This window comes from Thioclava arctica, assembly GCF_040892615.1.
Lineage (GTDB): Bacteria > Pseudomonadota > Alphaproteobacteria > Rhodobacterales > Rhodobacteraceae > Thioclava > Thioclava arctica.
On sequence record NZ_JBFRYC010000003.1, the window covers coordinates 288,238 to 306,716 of the forward strand.

Consider the following 18,479-nt stretch of genomic DNA (forward strand, 5'->3'; position numbering starts at 1 on the left):
CGCCGCTTACCCCAAGGCGGTCAGAAATGCCTTGGACCACCAATGCACGTCATGCGTGGTCAGACCCTTCATCAAGGCATGGTAGCGCTCGCGCCGCTCTGACAGCGACATCAACAGCGCGGTAAGCATTGATGTCGCCATCTGCTCGGTGTCATGAGGGTTGACGATCAGCGCCTCTTCCATCTGCTCGGCGGCCCCGGCAAATTTCGACAAGATCAATACGCCGGGATTTTCGGGATTTTGCGCCGCGATATATTCCTTGGCCACAAGGTTCATCCCATCCATCAGCGGCGTCACCAGCCCCACTTGCGAGGCCCGATAAAGCCCCGCCAACACCGCGCGCGGCACGGGGCGGTTGATAAAGCGGATCGGCGCCCATTGGATATCGGCAAACTGCCCGTTGATGCGCCCCGACAGATGCTCGGTCTCTTCGCGAATATCGTCATAGGCGGGCACGCCCTCACGGGTTGGGGGCGAAATCTGGATCAATGAGACATGGCGGTGCCAATCTTCGTGGCGATCGAGAAACTCGCCAAAGGCACGAAACCGTTGCGGCACCCCTTTGGAATAATCCAGCCGATCCACGCCAATCATCAGGCTGCGATTGGCTTTGACGATGCCAGCGGGCAGCTTTTCGATCTCGCGCTCGGCCAAGGTCTTGAATTCGCCCGCGTCGATCGAGATCGGAAAGGCCGCGATCCGGCATTGCCGCGGCGAGAGGTGCACAAATCCACTCCCGAAATCTGAGCCGCCGCCAATTTCGACCATCGAGGCAAGACAGGCCCGCACATCGCGCTCGCTTTGCAAGCCGATCAGGTCGAAATTTGATAACCACTCGCAAATCTCACGCCCGTTGGGCAGCGCCCGCATCGTGGTCGGGCCGGGAAACGGGGTGTGCAGGAAAAACCCGAACGGGTTTTGCACGCCCATGACGCGCAGCTCATAGGCCAGCGGCAGGAAGTGGAAATCATGCACCCAGATCCGGTCATCTGGCTGAAGGATCGGCGCAAGCATCTTCGCCAGACGCCGGTTCACATGCTTGTAGCTATCAAGATAATCCTGCTGGATTTGCATCAGATCAGTGCGGCCGTGAAACAGTGGCCACAGCACCGAATTTGAATAGCCGTCGTAATAGAGCGCGTGCTCTTCCTCGGTCAGATCAAAGCAGAGTCGTTTGAACGGTCCGCCCTCGATCTCGCGCAGCTCGGTGCCGGGTTGCTCGGCGATCTCGCCCGACGTGCCAATCCAGACACCTCCGGTTTCGCTCAGCACATCGCCGAGCGCCACGACCAGCCCCCCCGAAGGGTTCGCCCCGGTGGGAATGCGGTTTGACAGGCAAATCAGACGTCCCATGCTTCGCCCTCCAGCGCTGCAGAAAGCCAGCCGCGCAACTGCTGGGGCTCGGGCAGCCGAAACCGCGCAACACTTTCGCCCGCGCCAATCTTGATACCAAAACCGCCATTCGCCTCGGCCCAGGCCAGCGCTGGCTCGTCCGTCGTATCATCGCCCGCATAAACCGGACGACGCCCTTCAAAAGCGGATAGCTCGGACAAAAGCACCAGCGCGCCATCTTTGGAAAATCCCGTCGGGCGCAGCTCAACCGCCATCTTTGCGGGCTGGACAGTGAAATCGCGATAGCGCTCTGCAAGCGCGTGCGCGAACCCCTCAACCTGCGCTTGCCGGGTGGGATCAGAGCGAAAATGCACCGCCCCGCCATGGCTTTTATGCTCATAGAGCAGGCCCGACTGGCTAGCAAAATCCGCCATCTCTTGTTGCAAGTCAGACAGGCCCACAGGCTGATGTGCCATCGGCGCAGTCATGCCGCGTGCCTCGGCCCCGTGAGAGCCGACCATTGGTCCGTCAAATCCCTGCAAAAACGTCTCTAACTCGTGCAAAGAGCGCCCTGAGACGATTGCCAGCGCCCCATTCAGACGCGCGGCTAATTCCTGCAAGACATGGGGGAGATCATCGGGCACTTTGATGGCATCCGGTGTGGGTGCGATCTCGACAAGGCAGCCATCAAAATCCAGAAAAAGCGCATCCCCGTACGGGTTCAGTGCCGGTGGTCCGGGTTTCGTTTGGGGTGAGTCATCCAATATCATGTTGCGAACGTAAGTGATCCAGTGTCGGTTGAATAGGCCGCATTGACCTGACAGGCAAACCCGTTAAGTCGGGATAAGGTTCCGAAGAACAAGAAATAGGACAGTGACAGATGACGAATGATGCCGCTGCGCGCCTTGCTCATGCGCCCGCCGACCACCCGCCCGTAAAAGCGGCCAAAATTGGTTTGCTGGTTGCCAATCTGGGAACGCCGGACGGCACGGATTACTGGTCGATGCGCCGCTATCTCAGCGAATTTTTGTCCGACCATCGGGTCGTCGATATCGCGCGCTGGAAATGGCAGCCGCTGCTGCAACTGATCATCCTGTCGCGCCGTCCGTTCACGAGCGGGGCGAATTACAAGACGATCTGGAACACCGAGGCCGATGAAAGCCCGTTGATGACGATCACTAAACAGCAGGTTACCAAGCTGCGCGCGGCGGTTTCGGCGCGCTACGGGGCTGAGGTGGTGGTCGATTTCTGCATGCGCTACGGCAACCCCTCGACGCAATCGGTCGTGGATCGCATGGTCGAGCAGGGCTGCGAGAAGATCCTGTTTTTGCCACTTTATCCGCAATATGCGGGCCCGACATCGGCTACGGCGAATGATCAGTTCTTCCGCGCCCTGATGAAGCAAAACCGCCAGCCCGCCGCGCGCATCGCGCCTGAATATTTTGACCGCCCCAGCTATATCGAGGCGCTCGCGGCTTCGGTTGAGAGGGTCTATGCCACGCTGGATCGCAAGCCCGATGTGCTGGTGGCCTCCTATCATGGGATGCCGCAGCGCTATCTGATGGAGGGGGATCCCTACCATTGCCAATGTCAGAAAACCTCACGTCTGCTGCGTGAGCGGTTGGGTTGGGACAAAGACGCGATCGACACCACTTTCCAGTCGGTCTTTGGTCGCGAAGTCTGGCTCAAGCCCTACACGGTCGAGCATGTCGCGGAACTCGCGAAGGCCGGGAAAAAGAACATCGCGGTGATCTCGCCCGCATTTTCCGCCGATTGCATCGAGACGCTCGAGGAAATCAACGGCGAAATCTGCGAAGCGTTCGAGCATGCGGGCGGTGAGACATTCACCTATATCCCCTGCCTCAACGATGACGATCTGCACATCAAGGCGCTGATGGATGTGGTTGAGGACAACCTGTTGGGCTGGATCAAATAGACCCTATTCCAGCCCGATCAGCCCCGGAACTTGCGCCATATCGGTAAACAGCTCTGCGCCTTCTGCGGCAAGGCGCGGATTCGGCCCCTGCGGCGCGTAGCCCAGACAGCGCATCCCGGCTGCCTTGGCCGCACGCGCGCCGGTCGCGCTATCCTCGATCACCACACAGTAGCCGGGGTCCACGCCAACCGCGCGGGCTGCGTGCAAATACAGGTCCGGATCGGGCTTGGGACAGCCCATATCCTGCCCCGAAAACAGCCGCCCCTCGAGCCGCGCTTTGATGTCGGGATGCTGGCCCAGCGTGGCCTCCATCTTGGCCATTCGCCCATTCGAGCCCACCGCATAGGCAATGCCCGCGCCGTCAAGCCGGTCCAGCAGTTCCGCAATCCCCGGCATCAGTGCGACCCCCTCGCGCAGCCGCGTATAAAGCCGGATGTAATAGCTCTCGACCCAATCTGCGGGCAGGGTCGCCCCCATCTCGCGGGCCTGATGCGCCACGCCTTCGATGGTGCCGCCGATGAACATACGCTCCATCTCGTCATGCGACATCGCTAGCCCATGCGCGGCAAGATCCTCGCCCAGAAGATCGAAGGTCGCAGGCTCGCTATCCACCAGCACACCATCGCAATCAAACAAAACCGCTTGCACGTTCATTCTGGGTTCCTTGCTAATGTGACCAGAGTATCGCCGTAACGGCGTTGATCGATCTGAACCAAAGGTGCAGGCACCATTGGCGCGGCGCTTTCCTCCCAGACCACCATCGCGCCGGGGGCAATCCAGCCACCTTCAAGGCAAGAGGCAATCGCGCGTTCGCCCAACCCCATCCCATAAGGCGGGTCCAGAAAGATCAGGTCATAGCCCGCGCCCCGGCACGGCCCCATCTTGGTCGCATCGCGCCGCCACACATCGCTGACGCCCATCGCGCGCATCGCCTCGATATTCTGGCGCATCAGCGCGCGCGCCACCGTGCCGTCATCGACAAAGGCGACCCGCGCGGCCCCGCGCGACAAGGCTTCAAGGCCCAGCGCGCCGGTGCCCGCAAACAGATCAAGCACGCGCGCCCCCGCCACCGGGTTACCATGACCACCATTGATCAGCAGGTTGAAGATGCTCTCGCGGACCCGGTCTGTGGTCGGGCGCAGATGCGCCTGCGCATCGCCCGCCCCCACGTCGGCCAGCTTCAACCCGCGCCGCTCGCCACCGATGATTCTCATTTCAGCAAAGCCTTCAAATCGCATGTCGGGTCAGCAACCTGCGCTGGTGTGACGGGCTTGCCCCCTTCGATCAGCCGCTTGCCGATCATATAGGCCCGCGCATCCGAAAGCGCATCGACCGCAATCAACCGCTCGTCCCGGAAATACCAGAAGCTCTGGCCTTCGCCTGCACGCGCAACCACTTTGTCATAACCCAGATTTAGCCCGGCGATTTGCAGCTTGGCGTCGAACTGATCTGACCAGAACCACGGTCTGGGCGTATACTCCTGGGCCGCCCCCAGCATGTTCGCAGCCACCAATTCGGCCATATCAATCGCGTTGCCCACGCTTTCCAGCCGCAGCCTGCCATCTGCGTAGGGAAAGGACGCGCAATCGCCCGCCGCCCAGATATGCGGGTCTGAACTGCGGCCCTGCGCATCCACCGCGATTCCATTGTCACAGGCGATCCCGGCCGCGCGCGCAAGTGCGTCATCGGGGGTGACGCCAATGCCGACCACAACGAAATCTGCGGCGATCATGCGGCCATCACTCAACTCGGCCCCGGTGACCCACGCATCGCCCGTCAATCGCGTCAGCCCGACGCCCTCGATGATCTCGACCCCATGCGTGTGGTGCAGCGCGCGGATCGCTTCGGCCGTCTCTTCGCAGGCCACCCGGCCCAGAATACGCGGAGCGGCCTCGATCAACGTGACCTCAAGCCCCAGTTTGCGCGCCACCGCTGCCGCCTCAAGGCCGATATACCCCCCGCCGATCACCACCAGCCGTTTGCCCGCTACGAACAGCGCGCGCATCGCATCGACATCGGCCAGATTGCGCACCGTGAAAACGTGATCCAATGCGCCACCGATCGCGGCAGGCAGCCGCTTGGGCGTGGCGCCTGTGCACAGCGCCAAATCGCTATATTCAAGGGTATCGCCATCCGACAGGGTGATGACTTGCGCGCCCGGGTCAATCGCGCTCACCGTGGTGTCCAGACGCAGACTTACATCATGCTCCGCCCACCATGTATCTGAGCGCAGGGTCAGCCGCTCTACTGCCATTTCGCCTAGCAAATAGGCCTTGGATAGCGGTGGACGCTGATAGGGTGGCACCGGTTCTGATCCGACAACACTGAGCGCCCCGTCATAGCCAAGACCGCGCAATTTCGCCGCCATCGAGGCCGCCGCTTGCCCCGCTCCAACGATAACGATGCCGCTCATATCAATCTCCACTGGCCTGACCCGCGCTTGACCCTATATCGTCCCAAGCGACAAACGCAACGCGACAGCAACGGAGCATTCCATGACACTCACCACCGGCGACGTCCTTCCAGGCGCCACCTTTCTTTCGATGGGCAGCGAAGGCCCGCAAGATGTTAGCCTTGGCGAGAAGATGAAGGGCCGCAAGATCGTGATCTTCGCGGTGCCGGGCGCATTTACCGGCGTGTGCACAACCGCCCATGTGCCCAGCTTCATGCGCACTAAGGATGCGTTTGCTGCAAAGGGCGTGGATGAAATCATCTGCGTCGCGGTCAACGACCCCTTCGTGATGCAGGCTTGGGGCGAGTCAACCGGCGCGACTGCGGCGGGGCTGAGCATGCTTGCCGATGCGGAAGGCGCGTTCACCCAAGCCATCGGCATGGATTTCAACGCCCCGCCCGCGGGCCTGATCAACCGCTCAAAGCGCTATGCGATGCTGGTCGAAGACGGCGTTGTCAAAGTGCTGCATGTCGAGGATAGCCCCGGCACCTGCGAGGCCTCGGCGGGCGAAAGCTTGCTGGCCGCAATTTAAGTTTGCGCGGCGGATTGCTTGCGCTCTCCGCCGAACCAAATCCTATTCCGGCGCCTCATCCGCAAGCCGCATGATCGGACGCCCGATATCGCGATCAACCTCGCAGTCATCGTCCGCCAGCGCATCGAGTGCACGCGCCAACTCGATATCCAAAACGCTGACGCCGCCACAATCATGCGTCGAAAGCGTGATCTCGACCTTGTTATAGACGTTGCGCCAATCGGGATGGTGATCCATCTTTTCGGCGCAGAGCGCGGCCTGTGACATGAATCCCCAAGCGGCAGAGAAATCCTTGAACATCAGCCGCTTGACCAGCGCATCCGCGCTTTCTGCCGCGCGCCAGCCGGTATCTTCCAGCCCGCGCAACAGCGCTTTGCGTTCCTCAGAGTCTAGCTTTGTGGTCATATCTTTCTCCCATAACGCATCTGACGAAACCTAGCGCTTCCGCGCCTCCCTGCAACTCAGACCGCACCACTTTGCGCAGGCTTCTGCGCAGTTTCGATACGGGGCACCTGCACGACTTCCAAAGTGCGTGTCGGAAAGGGAATGCCGATATCATTGGCGTCGAACTCTTCCTTGATCTTGCGCAGCATCTCGGCTTGCAAAGCCCAGTAATCGCTTGAATTGGCCCAGACCCGAAAGGTGAAATCGACCGAGCTATCCCCCAACGCCTTCACCCGGATCGTCGGGGCGGGATCCGCCAAAGCGCGGGCATCCGAGGTCGAGATAGTTTCAAGAATGGACTGCGTCTTTTTCAGATCCGCATTATAGGCGACCCCAATCGTCAGATCCATCATCCGCGTCGCATTGGCCGAGTAATTGATGATCGAACTCGACCAGATATCGCTGTTGGGAACGATGATCTGCAACCCGTCATAGGTCGTCAGAACCGTGTAAAACAGCTGGATCTCAGTCACCGTTCCGCTTTCGCTGCCCGCTGCGATGAAATCACCCTGCCGGAACGGGCGAAACATGATGATCATCACACCGGCGGCCAGGTTCTTCAGCGCCCCTTGCAGTGCCAGACCCACGGCCAGACCTGCGGCACCGATCAGGGCGGCCAGCGATGTCGTTTGAATACCAAAGCGATTGAGAATGAAGATGATCCCGATCCCGAGGATCAGGTATTTCGCTAAATTACCCAGGAATCCGAACAGAGTATCGTCCAGCTTTTGATGACTGTTTGATAGCGACACGATCCGGCGCTTGGCCCATGCAGAGACAGACATAGACAGCAGCAGGATCACCAGTGCGGCCAGAACATTCACCGCCACAAGGATTGCCGCGTCGATGCGTGTCTGGGTTAGCCAGCCGCTGACATTCGTAAGATCGTCCAAAGTCATTCAAGTCCCCTTAATATGTCCTGTGACAAACGCCCGATGCCCTTCACGGTTCCTTGAGGTTCCGAAACGGCCCCATCTCGGTCAGGATTTCGATATCTTCATCAACGGCCGTGCGTTCGGCCTCAAGGTAGTCGGCAATCGCGCGTCGCAGGCCCGGATGAGCGATCCAATGCGCCGAATATGTGGCGACCGGAAGATAGCCGCGTGCCAGCTTGTGCTCGCCCTGCGCGCCCGCCTCGACCCGTTGCAATCCCTGTGCAATCGCCCAATCCACGGCCTGATGATAGCACAGTTCGAAATGCAGATAGGGGTGATCCTCGATGCAGCCCCAATAGCGCCCGAACAGCGCCTCACGCCCGATCAGGTTCAGAGCCCCTGCAATCGGTGTCCCATCACGCAGCGCCAGCACCAACAGCACATCCTCGCGCATCTCATGCAACGCGTCGAAAAAGGCGCGCGTCAGATAGGGGCGGCCCCATTTTCGACTGCCGGTATCTTGGTAAAACGTCCAGAACGCGTCCCAATGCTCGGGGCGAATGTCATCGCCTGTCAGTGAAATGATCTGCCCGCCAAACGCCTGCGCCCGAGCGCGCTCTTTGCGCAAGGCTTTGCGTTTGCGCGACGAAAGCTCGGCGAGGAAATCGTCAAAGCTGGTGTAATCGCGATTGATCCAGTGGAACTGCTGGCCGATGCGGGGCAGCCAACCCGCGTCTGCGGCGGCTTCCATCTCGGGTTGCGTACAAAACGTCATGTGAACCGACGAGACGCCCGCCCCCTCGGCAATTTGCGCCATGCCGGCCAGTAAGGCGCGCCGCCCGGCCTCTTCCAGCCCCGGCAGCACCAAAAGGCGGCGTCCTGCCACCGGCGTAAAAGGCACCGCGCATTGCAGCTTGGGGTAATAGCGCCCACCGGCGCGCTCGAACGCATCCGCCCAGCCATGATCGAACACATATTCGCCCTGAGAATGGCTTTTGACATAAAGCGGCGCGACACCAATCACCCGGCCCTCGACCTTCGCCACCAAATGGCGCGCGTCCCAGCCAGTGCCCGGTCCGACAGATCCAGACGCCTCCAAGGCTGCCAGAAACCGATGCGTTGTGAACGGATCATAGGCCCGCAGGCCCTGCGCAAGCTCTGGGCACGCACAGGCATTCCAATCACTTTCGCTTATTTCGGAAATATCCGAATGAAGCGTGATTTCAACGCTTTGATCCATGGCACCTGCCGAGGTTTGCGGGGGCTTTCGCTGAACTTGGGGCGAGCCACCTTTTGGTCAAGCGGACAGAGGCGAAAGATAGCCCTCAAAGGTGACGTTATTCGCCATGCGGCGCGCTTGCAGCTCAGCCTCAAGCGAGCGGATCGTCCAGCACAATACCGGCACGTTGCGCGCTTTCAGATCTGCCACGCGCGGTGAGTCCAGATCCTTTGCCTCATGCGAGATGAACTGCGCCCCCACAGCGTCAAAATCAGGAATCGAACGCAGCGCATCGCGGCGCGCTGCAGGCAGCAATTGCCAATCCTGCGCATCATAGGCGGATGTGGTCAGCCCAACACAGATCGCGGGCGCGGCATTGGAAAACGCCGCGATGGAATGCGGGTTGAACGACATCACCGCCAGCGGCCCCGGGTAATCGCGCAACAGTTCCGCCGCCGCCGCCTCAAGCTGGCCGACATTGGGCCCCATCGCGCCGTCTTGATCCTTGATCTCGATCAGCAGCGGAGCGCGCCCATCGACCAGCGCAATCACCTCGGCAAGCGTGGGGATACCCTCATCCCCGCCACGCAGCGCAATGTTGGACAGCTCCGCCGCGGTGCGCCCCTTCACAGGGCCGGTTTCCTCGGTCAGCCGATGCAGGCTGTAATCGTGGAACACCATCACTTCGCCATCCGCCGAGGACTGCAGGTCAAGTTCAATCCCGTAGCCCGCTGCAATCGCCGCGCGCATCGCCGCGAGACTGTTTTCGGGGCGGCCAGCGGCCGTATCGTGCAGCGCGCGATGCGCAATTGGCAGGTTTAGAAACGCAGGATGTAGCGCCATCACTCGACCTCGAAAATTGCTTCGATTTCCACGCCGACCCCAAGTGGCAGGCTTGGGGCCCCGACGGCGGCACGCGCATGGCGCCCGGCATCGCCAAACACCTCGACCATCAGATCAGAACAGCCATTCACGACCTTCGGTTGATCCGTAAAATCGGGTGTGCAATTCACGAAACCGGTCAGTTTCACCACCCGCTTCACCCGATCAAGATCGCCCAGTGCCGCCTTGGCCTGCGCAATCAGCGCCAGCCCGCAAAAGCGCGCCGCGACAGCGCCCTCTTCCACATCCATCGTCGCCCCAAGCCGACCTAGGATCAGCCCGTCCGGTCCGTTCGAGATTTGCCCGGAGACATAGAGCAAATTGCCACTGCGCACGAAGGGCACATAATTCGCCGCAGGTGCAGGTGCGGCGGGCAGAGTAAGTCCCAATTCGTCCAGTCGAGCGTCAATTTTCGCCATGTTCGCCTCCATATATTTGCGCCGAAGGCTAGGGGTGCGCCGCCTCCCTCGCAAGGTCAAAACGACATTGTGTTTTGGGTACTAAACGGCGGGAAAGAGAGGCGCAGATCGCGCGCCCGCCCGTCAACTTTCAGGCGCCGCTCTCGGCGCAATGACGGCGAAACGCCTGTTTCAACAAGTCCAACTCGGCGCGCAGCAAGTCGATCTCCGCGCGCAGATCATCGGCCAATGGCTCTCCGGCGATGATCGCGAAATGCGCCACCTCTGCGCCGTTGGAGCAGTCGCGCACAACAAAGCTGAGAACGCCATCTGACAACAGCTCTGCCGGGATCGGTTGTGAAATATGCCATTCCATCGGCGCGCCGCTTATCGTGAGCCCCTCCAGCGCCTGACCCAGATGCAACACTTCAAGCACCGGGGCCTCGGGGGCGCGCCAAACCGCCTCCCAGCGTCCGGCATGAATGCGCGTTAACTCTAGCATTGCAGGTTCCTTACAACTCAGCGCGTGGGTAGCGCGAGAACGTCAAATCGCGCAGCAAAATCTGGTTCATAGCGGGGCGCTCAAAGATGATATCGACCCAGGCCTTCTCTAGCCGCTTCTCGTTCATCCGGGTGTAGGCGAGATCGAATTCCACAAAGCTGTCGCCTTGCGTCAATGGCATTTCGCGCACCAACTGCTCACTATTCGGGCCGTGTTTGATGTTGAGGCGACAGAATATCTCCAGCGGGCGCTCTAGCTCCAGTTTCATATCAAGGCGCACCAGATGATTGAGGTGCAATCGCTGCAGTGCCGTTTCGGGCAGATCAAGCACGAAAGACAGAAACGAGCCATTGAAACGAAACACATCCATCCGCAGCGCGCAGGGAGCCAGATCACTGTCATGGCGGTTGCGGATTTGGCGCAGGGTGATTTCAGACTCGTCGCAGTCGTGAAACAGGGTCAGTTCCCGCCCCAGTTGGGCGCGATTCTGCGCGCCCGCCACCCCGAAAGGAGAGACCGGCCCACGCCATAGCTCGGGGCGCCAAGTCCAATCGCTGGTGGGCGGGGCTGGCACAGAATCGGCACCGATCCGGGGCATTTGTAGCCGCCCGTCAACCTGATGCAGCACCGAGTCGATTTCACGACGTAGCGCACGCGCATCTGAACGCAGAAGCGGCAATTGCGCCAGATCCAGACTGCCCGCAGCCCGTGCAGCTTCACGCCAGCGCGCCAAGGCGCGGCGCTGAACCACCCGGTCAAGAAATGAGCTTCGCCGCGATTTCACCACTTAAATCCACATGCTCTCGCCCGCAGGCGCGTCAATTTCCAACATGGAAACAGTTATTTCTTATCGTTTCTTTACGCGAAAGTCCCTTTCGGGAAATAAATCACAAATTCCTCAACACCTTGCGTGGCGTTCTCTTGCAAGCCTCAATTTGCGTTTCGAATGGCCTCGGCAAAGCGCGTGATCAAAACGCTTTGCGCCTTGGCGCTCATTTCTCCGTCTTTCAAAGGCATGACGGAAAGTGACGTGATTCGACCGCCCAGATCGGTGATCGCGCGCAAGTAAACCTGCGCCACCGGCGGCGCACCGCTTTGCGAGCGATCCTGAATTCGCAGCATCAGCATGTCATGGGTAATCTCGGAATGCAGGATCTTCACGTCCTTGCTTTCGCCCGAGCGCGATAGCGCCGCGCGCCCGATATCAGAGCGAAAGAACGTCTCCATCTGCGCGAGACGGGCGTGGCCAAGCTTGCCGTTCTCATCCTCAATCGCGGGCGGGCCTACGGTCGCGCTTAACAGGGCGGGCTCGGGGGCGCGGGCATCTTCGGGATTGCCCGAGATCGCAGCGCAATTGCCAAAAAGCACAAATCCGCCATTGCGCCCGTCGCGCAGCGTCTTGGGGTCCACGCACCAGCCTTTGGGAGCGGCGATTGTCAGCGCCCCACTTGCCAATGTGGTGCGCGCCTGTCCCACCTGCGCGCCGCCCATTCCGGTGGGCACACACCCAACAAGCGACAACGCAACGCCCACCGCAAGAACGCGTTTGATCAAAGTGAGCCAAAGGGGTCGGGTCAATCTCACAAGCATAGGCAAAGGGATAGAAGGTTGCCGCGCGGCTCGCAAGCCTGACGGCGCTAACATCGCGGGGATTGCTCGCCGATTATGGCCGCAATTGCAGCACGCGATCTGCTGCCAGCGCGTCTTGTTCGTCATGGCTGACCATCAGAGCCGGGATCTTGCGTGCGCCAATGTGCTCCAGCACGAAGCCGCGGATCTCTGCGCGCAGTCCGCTATCAAGACGCGCAAACGCCTCGTCTATCAGCATCGCGCGTGGCTCAGCCAGAAGCGCGCGCATCAGCGCCACCCGCATCCGTTGCCCCCCCGAGAGCGTCGCCTGATCGCGGGCCTCAAAGCCCGCCAACCCAGCCTGTTCAAGCGCCTGAGCAACCGCGCGTTGACGTGGGACACGCCCTCGCAGTCCCGCGCGCAGCCCAAAGGCCAAATTATCCCCCACCGATAGATGCGCAAACAGCTGCGCATCCTGAAATAAGACCCCAACACCGCGTTTTTCGGCTGGGAGGGCCAGCAAATCGACCCCGTTCAGCGTGACTGAGCCAAAGCAGCGAAATCCCCGCGCGAGATGCCCGCCGATATGCGCGATCAGGCTTGATTTTCCCACACCCGACGGTCCCATGATGCACACCGTTTCACCGGGTGCGACCGTCAGCGAGAGGGGGGCAAACATCGCCGCCTCCGCGCCCGGTGGGATCAGGGTGACATCGCCCAATTTTAAACTCATGTTGCCCCCCCACGCAGGCCACGCCGATTGCGATGCAGCCATAGCGGCAGCGTCAAAGCCAGAAGATACCCGATCAGCGGCAGTGCCGCCTGCATCAGCGCCATGATCGCCGCCAACCGCCGATCCGCCCCGGAGGCCAGCGCGACGGCTTCGGTCGCCAGCACGCGCACCCGGCCTGCACCCGGCAGCAACACCGCAAGATATTGCGCCACCGACACCGCAATGCCAATCGCGACAGCCGTGGCGATCGGCGCGGCCAGCATCGGTACTTTTACCGCGAAAAATCGCCGTGTCGGCCCTGCACCAAGGCTTGCCGCGGTTGCCAGCAGCGCCGGATCAAGCGCGCGCCACGGCCCGGTCAGCGCAATCATCACATAGGGAAACACGAACAGCAGTTGCGCCCAGATCACGGCCAGCGGCCCGGGCGGCAGGCCTAGCCAAAGAAACCCCGTCGTAAGCCCTTGCAGAAACCCGATCTGGGGCAGCAATAGGGGCAGCGCGATCAGCCAACCCAGATGCAAACGGCGCTGCGTGCGATCCTCAATCTCAAGCCAAAACAGAGACAAACACAGCGCAATCGTGCCTGAGGCCAGCGCCAGACCAAGCGTGCTAAGCGCCGGTGCCAGCCAATCGGCAGAGCCCCAAAGCCGCCCTGAAAACCCGCTTGGCAGAGCGTTGGGAAAACGCCAGAACGTCGCCACGCTCCACAGCAGCAAAGCCCCCAGCGCACCAAGGCCCAACACGACGCCGATTATCGCCATGAACGGTCCCGCCAGTTGCGCGCCCCGCCGCCCGCGCCGCCCTTGGCGCAGCCAAATGCGGCCCAGCGCTGCAATTGCGCGCTCCCCGGCCAGCCACGCCAGCAAGCTGAGCGCCATCACCCCTAGCAAGATCACCGCCATCGCCGAAGCAGGCTGCGCCATCGCTGGATCGGGCGCGCCAAACAGCCGCAAGATTTGCACCGCCATCACCGGCGGGTTCGACGGTCCTAGCACCAGCGCCATATCCACCACGGATAGCGAAAACCCCAAAACGATCAGCACCGGCAGGCGCAGGGCTGGATACAATTGCGGCCAGATCATTAACCGCCAGACCTGACCGGGCGGATATCCCAGCGCGCGTCCTGCCGCCATCTGCCCGGCAATATCGCGCGTTCCCGCCGCCACAAGGGTCGCAAGCACCAGAAACGGCACTTCTTTCAGCATCAGCCCAAGGATCAGCGTAAACCCCCAAGGATCGCCCACCGTAATCACGGCGGGTGGCAGATCCCAGCCCGTCGCCCAAGGCGAGATCAGCCGCACCGCCCAGCCCGAGGGCGCGAGCAAGAACGCTAGCCCAATCGCCAAGGCAGCATGGGGCACCGCCAAAAGCGGTGTCAAAAACCGCACCGCGCCCGATTTGCCCACCAGCCACAAGCCAAGGGGGACCGAAACGGCCAGCGACCCCAGCGTCGCCCCGATCCCGGTGATTAGCGTCAGCCGCAAGCTGCTGGCAAAGCCGGGCAGGGCGACCGCCTGCGCAAAGCCCTGCCAGCCCAGATCAAACCGCCCGATCCCCGGCTGCCAGCCCAGTGCCGTGCCCAGCGTTAGCCCCGCGCCGATCAAAACAGGCGCGCCAAGCAGTAGCAAAAACAGGGCTCGGGCAGCGATCATTGCGTGTAGCGCTTGGCCCAGTCTTCAGTGATCCGGGTCATCCAACTGGGATGTGGCTCGGGCAGGGTCGGCCCCAGATCAGCCAGCGTGGGCAACGCCGGGGCGCTCGGCAAAGCTGCGAAATCCGCCTTGGCCGCAGTATCCAACTTGGCCGGATCAAGTACCGAATAGCTGCCCAAAACGTCGATATTTTGCATATGCGCTTGCGTGGCCGGATCGAGCAGGAAATTCGCCACGACCTCGGCCCCCGCGCGATGCGCCGCGTTATAGGGGATCGCCACAAACGACATATTCCCGATCGAGCCGTCCTCGGGCACCCAGACCCGAACGCTTGGCGGCAAGACCTGTTGTTGGATCATCGCGGCAGGAGCGGCGGGGTCAAAGAACATCGCGAAATCAGTCTCTCCATCGGCCAAAAGCTGGGCCTGTGCGCTTTCGTTCTCGGGAAAATCACGCCCCTGATGCCACATGTTCGGACGCAGCGCGTCATACCACGCCCAAAGTGGTGCGGTTTGCTGGGCATAGGCTGCATCGGTGACGGGTTTGGCCAAGACTGCCGGATCTGGTGCCATCTCGACCAGCGCCTGTTTCAGAAAGGTTGCTCCCATGAAATTCGTCGGATTGGGATGGGTGAAACGGCCCGGATGCGCCGCCGCCCACGCGCCCAAGCCTGCCATATCCTCGGGCAGGTCGTTCACCCGATCCGCGTCATAGGCAAAGACGAATTTTGCTAACCGCCACGGGCTTTCATAGCCCTCGGTGGGAATGGTGAAATCGGTGGTTGCTGCCGATCCGGGCGCAAGATCAAGATATGTCGCATTCGGCAAATCGGTTAGAAACGGCCCGGCCAGCAGCCCCGCCTGTTTCATCGCCAGAAAATTCGGCCCGTTGATCCAGATCAGATCGACCGCGCCGCCGCTATCCTTGCCCGCCGCCTTTTCGGCTTGCACCCGCGAAACCGCCTCGGCCGTGTCGCTTAGCTTCACCTGAGTGACCGTCACGCCATATTGCGCCTGCATCTGCTCTGACACCCAGTCAATGAACGCATTGGTGCGCGGATCGCCCCCCCAGGCATTGAAATACACCGTCTGACCCTTGGCGTCGGCCACCGTTTTGGCCCAATCGGCAAGTACCGGAGTGCCCAGCAGACATGACGCCGCAAACCCCAGTGCAACAACAAGTTTCTTCATGCTCACTCCGTCTCTGAAAAGGCCCGCCAGCCCATCAGCCAGCGGGTGAGTGTGGTGACACCACAGGCCATCGCAAACAGGTAGGCCAGCAGCGGGAAGGCGTTGGGAAAGACGCAAATTGCCGCGAAGAACAAGATCGTCTCGGCCCCTTCGGTCAGCCCGCCCAGGTAATAGATGCCCTTGCTCGGGTAGTTTTGCGCAGACAGACCGCGTTTCGCGGCAATCGAGGCAAAAGCCAGAAAGCTTGACCCGGTGCCCACAAACGCCGCGATCAGCACACTGGCCGCCAGCGCATTGCGCCCCGGATCGGCCAGCGCAAACCCCACCGGGATCAGCGCGTAGAATAGGAAATCGAGCGCAATATCAAGAAACGCCCCGCGATCCGTCGGCCCGTTGATCCGCGCAATCGCCCCGTCCAGCCCATCGGCCAACCGGTTGAGCAAGATCAACACCAGCGCCAGCCAATAGGCATGTAACGCCAGCGCCGCGATCGCCAAAATCCCGATGCTGAATCCCGCCAGCGTGACCTGATCGGCGCGCACTCCGCGCGCCGCCAGCGCCGCCGCGGGCGAGCGCAACATCGCGCGCTGAAGCGGTAGTAGCGTGGCGTCAATCATCCGCGCCTCCATGCCATGAACCGGCTCGCAAGCGTCAACATACGCGGGTTCACATGCCCTTGCCGCCAGCGCCCGGCTGCGTTTTTCGCGGCCTCTGACCAGCTTGGATAGATATGGGGTGTGGATAGGATTTTGCCCAAACCCAGCTTGTGACGCATCGCCAGCGTGATCTCGGCCAAGATCTCGCCCGCATGATCGCCCAGAATGGTCGCACCCAAAATCGTATCCGAACCCTTCGCCGTGATGATCTGCACGAACCCTTCGCGCGCGCCCTCGGTGATCGCGCGGTCCAGATCGGCCAGCGGATAGCGCACGACCTCATGCGCGATGTCCTGCGCATTTGCCTCGGCCACCGTGAGCCCCACACGCGCCACTTCCGGTGCAGTAAAGATCGCCGCCGGAATGGGCGCGGACGCCGCTTTGAAGCGCCAGAACGGAGCCGCCAAAGCATTGGCCGCCGCGATCCAGCCCTGATGCCCGGCGGCATTGGTCAGCTGCAACGGCCCCGCCACATCACCCGCCGCGAGGATATTGGGCAGCAAGGTCTCAAGATATTCATTGGTTTCGATCACGCGATCCGTGCGAATGCCCAGCTCTTGTAGGCCGTAGCCCTCAAGCCGCGCGCGCCTGCCGACAGCCACCAACAGCATGTCGAATTCGACCCGCGAGCCGTCATCCAGCTCGACCCATTTGTCACTATCCACGCCAAATTGCATCGCTTTCGCGCCGATTTTCACCTCTACACCATCCGCGCGCAGCGCGGCTTCCAGTGCTTGCGAGACCTCGGGTTCTTCGCGCGCCACCAGCCGATCCGCCGCCTCGATCAACGTCACACCGCCCCCAAGCCGCGCAATCGCCTGCGCCAATTCGCAGCCAATCGGTCCACCGCCCAAAATCACCATTCGCTCGGGCGGGGCAGGGCGCGCGGCCAGCGCCGTCCACAGCGTTTCCGAGGTCAGCGGCTCGACCTGATCCAGCCCCGGTAGAGTTGGGATCACCGGAGCAGCGCCTGTTGCCAGCACGATCGCGCGGCTAGTCCAGCGCCGGCCATCAACTTCCACGGTCCACGGGTCGATCAGTCGCGCATGACCGCGCTTTACCTCAACGCCCAACCCCTCATACCGCTCGGGGGAGTCATTGGGGGCGATCGTTGCGATCACCTCGGAAATCCGCGCTGTGACTCGCGGCCAATCCACCTGCGGCATGCTGCTGACCCCCAACGCCGTGCCCGCGCGCGCATTCGCCGCTGCGCGCCCCGACGCGATCAGCGCCTTTGACGGAACGCAGCCGGAATTGAGACAATCGCCGCCCATTTGCGCCTGCTCGACCAGCGTCACCTTCGCCTTGGCCTGTGCTGCGACATAAGACGCCACCAACCCCGCTGCGCCCGCACCAATCACCGTGAGGTTGCGATCAAAGCTTTTCGGTCGCGTAAAGCCGCGATAGGCCCGGCGGCGCGCCACGATGCGCAACCCCGCCCGTGCGATCCACGGGAAAATCGCCAGCAACACAAACGCGCCAAGCAATCCCGGCGAGAGGATACCCGACAGGCTATCAAGCTGCCCAAGCTGCGCCCCGGCGGCCACATACACCACGGTCCCCGGCAACATCCCCAGTTGCGAAATCGCGTAAAATCGCAGCGCCTTCATTTGGGTCAAACCAAAGGCGAGGTTGATGACGAAGAACGGCACAACCGGAATCAGCCGCAGCGAGAACAGATAAAACGCCCCATCGCGCGCCACGCCTTTTTCAATCGAGGCAAGCCGATTGCCCAGCTTCCCCCGCACCCAATCGCGCATCAGGTAGCGCCCCACCAGAAACGCCAGCAGTGCGCCGATGGACGACGCAAACGAGATCAGCACCAACCCTTTCCAAAACCCGAACAAGGCCGCGCCTAGCAGCGTCATCCACAGCGCAAAAGGCAAGGATAGAGCCGCAATTGCCACATAGAGCAGGAAAAACCCCAGCGGCAGCGCCAGAGGATAGGCGGCTTGCCAGCCGCGCAAACCGTCGCGCAAATTGCGCAACGCGTCCGGGTTCGGATCGGCGACGATGAAGGCGGCTAAAATAGCCGCCGCGATCAGTGCCGCGAATATGAGTGGTTTGCGCATCGGTCCCCGCATGTGTCGTTTTAGTGATAAAGCCC

General features: G+C 61.5%; 20 protein-coding genes. 2 read left to right on the forward strand and 18 right to left on the reverse strand.

Annotated features, from left to right (window positions below):
* Positions 1-6: 6 nt before the first annotated feature.
* Positions 7-1,353 (reverse strand): alpha,alpha-trehalose-phosphate synthase (UDP-forming), encoded by a 1,347-nt coding sequence (locus AB4874_RS07000; protein ID WP_368391438.1) that lies wholly within the window; start codon positions 1,351-1,353, stop codon positions 7-9.
* Positions 1,341-2,102, reverse strand: a complete 762-nt coding sequence (gene otsB / locus AB4874_RS07005) for a trehalose-phosphatase (RefSeq protein WP_368391439.1) — start codon at positions 2,100-2,102, stop codon at positions 1,341-1,343. Before otsB ends, AB4874_RS07000 begins: the two co-directional genes overlap by 13 nt.
* 110 nt (positions 2,103-2,212) lie before the next feature.
* Between otsB and hemH the strand changes: the two genes are divergently transcribed.
* The gene (gene hemH, locus AB4874_RS07010) at positions 2,213-3,268 is read left to right on the forward strand and encodes a ferrochelatase (protein ID WP_368391440.1); all 1,056 of its coding nucleotides are present in this window, start codon (positions 2,213-2,215) and stop codon (positions 3,266-3,268) included.
* 3 nt (positions 3,269-3,271) lie between these two features.
* Here hemH and AB4874_RS07015 read toward each other — a convergent pair whose 3' ends face one another.
* The 3 genes from AB4874_RS07015 to AB4874_RS07025 are packed head-to-tail and all read right to left on the reverse strand — an operon-like array spanning position 3,272 to position 5,681.
* The gene (locus tag AB4874_RS07015; protein WP_368391441.1) at positions 3,272-3,922 is read right to left on the reverse strand and encodes an HAD family hydrolase; all 651 of its coding nucleotides are present in this window, start codon (positions 3,920-3,922) and stop codon (positions 3,272-3,274) included.
* Positions 3,919-4,482, reverse strand: coding sequence for a 16S rRNA (guanine(966)-N(2))-methyltransferase RsmD (gene rsmD / locus AB4874_RS07020; protein WP_295533350.1), 564 nt, complete (start codon positions 4,480-4,482; stop codon positions 3,919-3,921). The genes AB4874_RS07015 and rsmD overlap by 4 nt, the downstream gene beginning before the upstream one ends.
* Positions 4,479-5,681, reverse strand: a complete 1,203-nt coding sequence (locus AB4874_RS07025; protein WP_368391442.1) for an NAD(P)/FAD-dependent oxidoreductase — start codon at positions 5,679-5,681, stop codon at positions 4,479-4,481. Before AB4874_RS07025 ends, rsmD begins: the two co-directional genes overlap by 4 nt.
* A gap of 82 nt (positions 5,682-5,763) precedes the next feature.
* Here AB4874_RS07025 and AB4874_RS07030 point away from each other — a divergent pair, with 82 nt between their 5' ends.
* Positions 5,764-6,252: a peroxiredoxin gene (locus AB4874_RS07030; RefSeq protein ID WP_368391443.1), complete on the forward strand. Its 489-nt coding sequence runs from the start codon at positions 5,764-5,766 to the stop codon at positions 6,250-6,252.
* Positions 6,253-6,294: 42 nt separating this feature from the next.
* On the opposite strand, the gene AB4874_RS07035 is transcribed toward AB4874_RS07030, so the two are convergent.
* The 13 genes from AB4874_RS07035 to AB4874_RS07095 all read right to left on the reverse strand — a co-directional run bounded on the left by AB4874_RS07035 (position 6,295) and on the right by AB4874_RS07095 (position 18,444).
* Positions 6,295-6,657, reverse strand: a complete 363-nt coding sequence (locus AB4874_RS07035) for a 4a-hydroxytetrahydrobiopterin dehydratase (RefSeq protein ID WP_368391444.1) — start codon at positions 6,655-6,657, stop codon at positions 6,295-6,297.
* 56 nt (positions 6,658-6,713) lie between these two features.
* Positions 6,714-7,595, reverse strand: coding sequence for a mechanosensitive ion channel family protein (locus AB4874_RS07040; protein WP_295533342.1), 882 nt, complete (start codon positions 7,593-7,595; stop codon positions 6,714-6,716).
* Positions 7,596-7,638: 43 nt separating this feature from the next.
* Positions 7,639-8,811: a GNAT family N-acetyltransferase gene (locus tag AB4874_RS07045; protein WP_368391445.1), complete on the reverse strand. Its 1,173-nt coding sequence runs from the start codon at positions 8,809-8,811 to the stop codon at positions 7,639-7,641.
* Positions 8,812-8,868: 57 nt separating this feature from the next.
* A complete protein-coding gene (locus AB4874_RS07050; RefSeq protein ID WP_368391446.1) occupies positions 8,869-9,633 on the reverse strand; it encodes a glycerophosphodiester phosphodiesterase family protein in 765 nt (254 codons plus the stop codon).
* On the reverse strand, positions 9,633-10,091 hold the full coding sequence (locus AB4874_RS07055; RefSeq protein ID WP_295533336.1) for a RidA family protein: 459 nt from the start codon (positions 10,089-10,091) through the stop codon (positions 9,633-9,635). The genes AB4874_RS07050 and AB4874_RS07055 overlap by 1 nt, the downstream gene beginning before the upstream one ends.
* 130 nt (positions 10,092-10,221) lie before the next feature.
* A complete protein-coding gene (locus AB4874_RS07060) occupies positions 10,222-10,572 on the reverse strand; it encodes a hypothetical protein (protein WP_368391447.1) in 351 nt (116 codons plus the stop codon).
* 10 nt (positions 10,573-10,582) lie between these two features.
* A complete protein-coding gene (locus AB4874_RS07065; RefSeq protein WP_368391448.1) occupies positions 10,583-11,356 on the reverse strand; it encodes a DUF6478 family protein in 774 nt (257 codons plus the stop codon).
* Positions 11,357-11,502: 146 nt separating this feature from the next.
* On the reverse strand, positions 11,503-12,150 hold the full coding sequence (locus AB4874_RS07070) for a hypothetical protein (protein ID WP_368391449.1): 648 nt from the start codon (positions 12,148-12,150) through the stop codon (positions 11,503-11,505).
* 85 nt (positions 12,151-12,235) lie between these two features.
* On the reverse strand, positions 12,236-12,874 hold the full coding sequence (locus AB4874_RS07075; protein ID WP_368391450.1) for an ATP-binding cassette domain-containing protein: 639 nt from the start codon (positions 12,872-12,874) through the stop codon (positions 12,236-12,238).
* Positions 12,871-14,526 carry an ABC transporter permease gene (locus AB4874_RS07080; protein ID WP_368391451.1) on the reverse strand — a complete coding sequence of 552 codons (1,656 nt, stop codon included), beginning with the start codon at positions 14,524-14,526 and terminating at the stop codon, positions 12,871-12,873. Before AB4874_RS07080 ends, AB4874_RS07075 begins: the two co-directional genes overlap by 4 nt.
* Positions 14,523-15,716 (reverse strand): ABC transporter substrate-binding protein, encoded by a 1,194-nt coding sequence (locus AB4874_RS07085; protein WP_368391452.1) that lies wholly within the window; start codon positions 15,714-15,716, stop codon positions 14,523-14,525. Before AB4874_RS07085 ends, AB4874_RS07080 begins: the two co-directional genes overlap by 4 nt.
* Positions 15,717-15,718: 2 nt before the next feature.
* A complete protein-coding gene (locus AB4874_RS07090; protein WP_368391453.1) occupies positions 15,719-16,333 on the reverse strand; it encodes a CDP-alcohol phosphatidyltransferase family protein in 615 nt (204 codons plus the stop codon).
* Positions 16,330-18,444, reverse strand: coding sequence for a dihydrolipoyl dehydrogenase family protein (locus AB4874_RS07095; RefSeq protein ID WP_368391454.1), 2,115 nt, complete (start codon positions 18,442-18,444; stop codon positions 16,330-16,332). Before AB4874_RS07095 ends, AB4874_RS07090 begins: the two co-directional genes overlap by 4 nt.
* Positions 18,445-18,479: the final 35 nt, after the last annotated feature.

Bases quoted from the DNA above. Each gene is read 5' to 3' on its own strand.
- AB4874_RS07000 (WP_368391438.1), bottom strand. From the start codon at position 1,353: ATGGGACGTCTGATTTGCCTGTCAAACCGCATTCCCACCGGGGCGAAC.
- otsB (WP_368391439.1), bottom strand. From the start codon at position 2,102: ATGATATTGGATGACTCACCCCAAACGAAACCCGGACCACCGGCACTG.
- hemH (WP_368391440.1), top strand. From the start codon at position 2,213: ATGACGAATGATGCCGCTGCGCGCCTTGCTCATGCGCCCGCCGACCAC.
- AB4874_RS07015 (WP_368391441.1), bottom strand. From the start codon at position 3,922: ATGAACGTGCAAGCGGTTTTGTTTGATTGCGATGGTGTGCTGGTGGAT.
- rsmD (WP_295533350.1), bottom strand. From the start codon at position 4,482: ATGAGAATCATCGGTGGCGAGCGGCGCGGGTTGAAGCTGGCCGACGTG.
- AB4874_RS07025 (WP_368391442.1), bottom strand. From the start codon at position 5,681: ATGAGCGGCATCGTTATCGTTGGAGCGGGGCAAGCGGCGGCCTCGATG.
- AB4874_RS07030 (WP_368391443.1), top strand. From the start codon at position 5,764: ATGACACTCACCACCGGCGACGTCCTTCCAGGCGCCACCTTTCTTTCG.
- AB4874_RS07035 (WP_368391444.1), bottom strand. From the start codon at position 6,657: ATGACCACAAAGCTAGACTCTGAGGAACGCAAAGCGCTGTTGCGCGGG.
- AB4874_RS07040 (WP_295533342.1), bottom strand. From the start codon at position 7,595: ATGACTTTGGACGATCTTACGAATGTCAGCGGCTGGCTAACCCAGACA.
- AB4874_RS07045 (WP_368391445.1), bottom strand. From the start codon at position 8,811: ATGGATCAAAGCGTTGAAATCACGCTTCATTCGGATATTTCCGAAATA.
- AB4874_RS07050 (WP_368391446.1), bottom strand. From the start codon at position 9,633: ATGGCGCTACATCCTGCGTTTCTAAACCTGCCAATTGCGCATCGCGCG.
- AB4874_RS07055 (WP_295533336.1), bottom strand. From the start codon at position 10,091: ATGGCGAAAATTGACGCTCGACTGGACGAATTGGGACTTACTCTGCCC.
- AB4874_RS07060 (WP_368391447.1), bottom strand. From the start codon at position 10,572: ATGCTAGAGTTAACGCGCATTCATGCCGGACGCTGGGAGGCGGTTTGG.
- AB4874_RS07075 (WP_368391450.1), bottom strand. From the start codon at position 12,874: ATGAGTTTAAAATTGGGCGATGTCACCCTGATCCCACCGGGCGCGGAG.
- AB4874_RS07080 (WP_368391451.1), bottom strand. From the start codon at position 14,526: ATGATCGCTGCCCGAGCCCTGTTTTTGCTACTGCTTGGCGCGCCTGTT.
- AB4874_RS07085 (WP_368391452.1), bottom strand. From the start codon at position 15,716: ATGAAGAAACTTGTTGTTGCACTGGGGTTTGCGGCGTCATGTCTGCTG.
- AB4874_RS07090 (WP_368391453.1), bottom strand. From the start codon at position 16,333: ATGATTGACGCCACGCTACTACCGCTTCAGCGCGCGATGTTGCGCTCG.
- AB4874_RS07095 (WP_368391454.1), bottom strand. From the start codon at position 18,444: ATGCGCAAACCACTCATATTCGCGGCACTGATCGCGGCGGCTATTTTA.